This window comes from Komagataeibacter ossonobensis, assembly GCF_057359305.1.
Genome location: NZ_JBXAYQ010000104.1, coordinates 1 through 1,715, shown reverse-complemented (window position 1 = coordinate 1,715; position 1,715 = coordinate 1). Strand labels below are relative to the sequence as shown.

Sequence of the window (1,715 nt, the reverse complement as noted above, 5' to 3'; positions counted from 1 at the left end):
GACGACGTAAAGCTGTCACGAAACCGAGACACCGGGCCTAAATGACCGGTTTCTTCAGGTTAGTTCCCAGAACTAGGTCGTTCGCCTCCCCTCCCCCCGCTTTCCTGTATGTTGTTTATAGAAATAATAGACCGGTTGGCCACCCGTTGTCTCCGGGTTCCGAAACGGGCGCGGGCGGCTTTGGTTAACGGCGTAAACAGGCTGATGATCGTGCCCTCGGGATCGCGAAACTGGGCCGTGCGGTTGCCCCATGGTAGCAGCTTTGGCTCAATCACAACGTCCACCCTGTTTTTCAGGCGTGCGAATACGGCATCCACGTCATCAACCCTAAATTCCAGAATTGCGGTGCGGTTTGCCCCGGTTCGGCAGTTCCTTCCCTGAACAGGGCGACCGTCTCGGCGCTACAGATCGCGAGTGTCGCGCCAGGGGTGACGATTTCGGCAAACTGGGGTGCAAGCCATTCGGCAGGCTGTCCGGTCACCAATTCATAAAATGCAACCATGGCGTTGATGTCAGCGGCAATCAGGCGGGTAGAGGCAAATTTCATCGGGCGGTTCCTCCATAAGGTTGTGTTTGCCGTCTTGTGGCACAATCATGCTGACAGCATCCTGTCAGCATGATTGCAAAGCCCTTGCGCAGTACCGATCGCCTTTTTCAGATCATCCAGATCCTGCGCCGGTCGTCGCGCCCCATCACGGCGCGGGCGCTGGCTGGGGAATTGGAGGTCTCCACGCGCACGATCTACCGCGATATCGCGCATCTGATGGGGCAGCGCGTGCCCGTTTCAGGTGAGGCTGGCGTTGGATACGTGCTCGGCTCCGGATACGACATGCCGCCGCTTGCGCTGACCCCGGTGGAAATTGAGGCGATCGTTCTGGGCGCGCAGTGGGTAGCAGCCCATGGCGATGAAATGCTTGCACGTACGGCATTGGACGTTCTTGCCAAGATCGCGGCAGTCGTGCCCGAGCGCCTGCAGCCATTTATCATTGCGCCGAGCACTGCGGCGAAGCTGCCTCTTGATGCGTCCGAGGATACGGTGGACGCGGCGGACTTTCGATCTGCAATACGTAAAGAAATGAAATTGCGCCTGCATTATTGCGATCAACGGGGTACGCTAACCGAGCGTACGGTATGGCCAGTGGTTCTTGGCTATTCGGATACCACGCGCGTACTGATCGCTTGGTGCGAACTGCGACAGGACTTCCGTCATTTTCGTACGGACCGGATAACCGCAGTAGAAAAGCTGGATGAGCGGACAGGCGAACCATACCACCGACTGCTTCGCCGTTGGGAGATATGGCGTGCATCGGAACTGGCTCGGCTCAAGTCCCATTAATTCGTTGAACAGCGCTGGATGTCGTGATCCGCAACGGTTTTTGATGCGAAGACACCCAGAAATCGTATGGCCAGCATCCCATCGAAGGAGAACCGGAAATCAAGACTGAAAGTTGCGCATTGAGAAAAACAGCGTCTAAAGGCGACCTTTTAGGTCTGCCTTAACCGCTATCTGGTCAAGGAATTTAGAGCAGGGAGGTAAATAGCCGCCTTATCCGTCTTCATCATAGCTTCCTGAAGTCGCGTGGACTGATGCCGGTTTCCCTGCGAAACATTTGTGCAAAATAGCTCGCACTCTCGTAGCCACTAGTCAGGGCGATCTCGATGATGGACCTGTTGGTCTGCGATAGAAGGTCCTTCGCATGTTCCACACGCTGCCC

At 56.2% G+C, this 1,715-nt stretch carries 4 protein-coding genes; 1 reads left to right on the top strand and 3 read right to left on the bottom strand.

Annotated elements, in window-relative coordinates; genetic code table 11:
* Nucleotides 1-59: 59 nt before the first annotated feature.
* Nucleotides 60-317 (bottom strand): VOC family protein, encoded by a 258-nt coding sequence (locus AC1RQ9_RS18795; RefSeq protein WP_485988104.1) that lies wholly within the window; start codon nt 315-317, stop codon nt 60-62.
* Nucleotides 293-547, bottom strand: a complete 255-nt coding sequence (locus AC1RQ9_RS18790) for a VOC family protein (protein WP_485988102.1) — start codon at nt 545-547, stop codon at nt 293-295. Before AC1RQ9_RS18790 ends, AC1RQ9_RS18795 begins: the two co-directional genes overlap by 25 nt.
* Before the next feature lie 69 nt (nt 548-616).
* Between AC1RQ9_RS18790 and AC1RQ9_RS18785 the strand changes: the two genes are divergently transcribed.
* Complete coding sequence (locus tag AC1RQ9_RS18785; protein ID WP_053324086.1) at nt 617-1,336, top strand: helix-turn-helix transcriptional regulator; 720 nt, start codon at nt 617-619, stop codon at nt 1,334-1,336.
* 223 nt (nt 1,337-1,559) lie between these two features.
* Here the strand turns inward: AC1RQ9_RS18785 and AC1RQ9_RS18780 are convergent.
* A partial coding sequence (locus AC1RQ9_RS18780; RefSeq protein ID WP_485988106.1) for a helix-turn-helix domain-containing protein occupies nt 1,560-1,715 on the bottom strand: 156 nt, incomplete at its 5' end.

Bases quoted from the DNA above. Each gene is read 5' to 3' on its own strand.
- AC1RQ9_RS18790 (WP_485988102.1), bottom strand. From the start codon at position 547: ATGAAATTTGCCTCTACCCGCCTGATTGCCGCTGACATCAACGCCATG.
- AC1RQ9_RS18785 (WP_053324086.1), top strand. From the start codon at position 617: ATGATTGCAAAGCCCTTGCGCAGTACCGATCGCCTTTTTCAGATCATC.